The organism is Neisseria sp. P0022.S010 (assembly GCF_051956635.1).
Genome location: NZ_JBQCXF010000496.1, coordinates 1 through 2135 on the forward strand (window position 1 = coordinate 1; position 2135 = coordinate 2135).

A 2135-nucleotide genomic window follows, 5' to 3' on the forward strand; every position below is an offset into this window, starting at 1 on the left:
GCGTTAACCTTACGGCTTCCGCACCCATAGCTCAGTTGGAAGAGTGTCAGTTTCCGAAGCTGGAGGTCACAGGTTCGATCCCTGTTGGGTGCGCCAATTATAAATAGGCCGTCTGAAAGATGAAAATTTTTCAGACGGCCTTTTGATTTACTTCAAATAAAACTACATTCAATTTCAGATTGAACGGCTATTGCAACACTTTGGCAAATGCCTCGGCCACATAATCGATATTTGATGCATTCAAACCAGCCACACACATCCTGCCCGAATCAAGCAAATAAACGGCAAACTCGTCACGCAGGCGGCGTACCTGCTCTACGGTCAGGCCTGTATAGCTGAACATGCCGCGCTGTTTGATGAAATAGCTGAAATCGCGATTGGGGATTTTGGCCGTCAAAACATCATAAAGCTTCTGACGCATGGCACGGATACGGTCGCGCATGGCGTAAACCTCGTTCTCCCACAAAGCGCGCAAATCATCGCTGTTCATCACATCAGACGCAATATATGCACCATGCGCGGCAGGGCTGGAATAAATGCGACGGACGGTAAATTTTAACTGTCCGAACACCAGCTCTGCTTCTTCCTTATTGGGACACACTACGCTCAAACCGCCGACGCGCTCTCCGTACAGCGACAGGTTTTTCGAGAAAGAGTTGCTGACAAACAAAGGCAGACCCATTTCGACGGCTTTACGGATTGCATAGGCATCGCTGTCCAAATCCTCGCCGAAACCTTGATAGGCAATATCCATAAATGGAATCAGCTTGTGCGTTTTGATGATGTCCAACACTTCATCCCATTGTGCTTGCGACATATCTACGCCGGTCGGGTTTTGACAGCATGGGTGCAAGATCAAGACGCTGTTTTCCGACAATGTTTTGAAAAACGCAGTCATTTCTTCAAATTTCACGCCGACGGTTTCAGGGTTGTAATAAGGATACGTCCCCACTTCAAAACCTGCGCCTTCAAAAATGCCTTTATGGTTGTCCCACGTCGGATCGCTGACATAGGCTTTTGCATCAGGGAACCAACGGTGCAAAAAGTCGGCACCGACTTTCAATGCCCCCGAGCCGCCTAAAGTCTGTACGGTTGCAACACGCCCTTCTGCCAATGCCGGATTATCCTTGCCAAACAACAAACGCTGAACCGCGCTTCGATAAGTGTCCAAACCTTCCATCGGCAGATAAGGCGATGGTCGCGGTACGGCCGCACGCTCTGCTTCTGCTCGGCGGACAGATTCCAAAACCGGCATTTTGCCTTCGTCATCAAAATAAATGCCTATGCTCAAATTGACTTTTTCAGGACGCTCGTCGCGTTTGAAGGTTTCAACCAAACTCAAAATCGGGTCGCCCGGATAATACTCGACATGACGGTACATGGTGCTTCCTTTGTTTTCAGACAGAATTGATGAAGATTGTGGCACTAAAAGTCCTTATTTGCAAAATCAGGCCGTCTGAAAAATTCAGACGGCCTGATTATTTTTAAACGCTACCAATCTACCCGTTTCAAATCATTTTGTGCCAATACATCCGCATGCTCGCTGCGGCTTTGATATTCCCTGTCCTGCAAAATGCGGTGGGCGACATAATTCAAATGCAGCTTGGCCGCTTCAGCAGCCTCTGCCGGTTTGGCCTGGGCAACGGCTTCAAAAATAGCGCGGTGCTGGGCAATCAATGTCGGGCGCGGGTCTTCGGTTTGATGGATATAGATAATGCCGCTGCGTGTTTGCTGATAAAGCATTTTGAGCAGGCTGCTGGAAAGGTGGCTGAATAGGATATTGTGTGCAGCATCGGCAATGGTTTGATGGAAGCTGACGTCTGCTTCGGCCTGATGCTCCAAATTTCCGCTTTCACAAGCCGTTTCAAACTTCTGCCTCCAAAAGTCAATGCGTTTCAAATCGGCGTCAGTCCGTCTTTCGGCAGCCAGCGCCGCCATACAGCCTTCAACATGACAGCTAAAATCGAATACGTCTGTTTCCCAATTGGTATGTTTGCCGAGCAACTCCTGCCAGCTTTGTAAAAAATCCTGTTGCGGCTTGACGGAAACATAATAGCCATCGCCCTGCCGCGCTTCCAAAACCTGCTTCGCAATCAAGATATTCAATGCCACCCTGACCGACGGACGTGATACGC

Annotated in this window: 2 protein-coding genes and 1 tRNA gene; 1 reads left to right on the forward strand and 2 read right to left on the reverse strand. The window is 48.9% G+C overall.

Annotated features, from left to right (window positions below; all coding sequences use genetic code 11):
• The first annotated feature begins 20 nt into the window (after window positions 1–20).
• A tRNA-Arg gene (locus ACTHUT_RS18575) sits at window positions 21–96 on the forward strand.
• A gap of 91 nt (window positions 97–187) precedes the next feature.
• Here ACTHUT_RS18575 and ACTHUT_RS18580 read toward each other — a convergent pair.
• Both ACTHUT_RS18580 and ACTHUT_RS18585 read right to left on the reverse strand, forming a co-directional pair.
• Window positions 188–1381 (reverse strand): amino acid aminotransferase, encoded by a 1194-nt coding sequence (locus ACTHUT_RS18580; protein WP_250601196.1) that lies wholly within the window; start codon window positions 1379–1381, stop codon window positions 188–190.
• Between the two features lie 110 nt (window positions 1382–1491).
• The coding region (locus ACTHUT_RS18585) for a FadR/GntR family transcriptional regulator (RefSeq protein ID WP_440419362.1) at window positions 1492–2135 on the reverse strand (644 nt) is incomplete at its 5' end.

Bases quoted from the DNA above. Each gene is read 5' to 3' on its own strand.
- ACTHUT_RS18580 (WP_250601196.1), bottom strand. From the start codon at position 1,381: ATGTACCGTCATGTCGAGTATTATCCGGGCGACCCGATTTTGAGTTTG.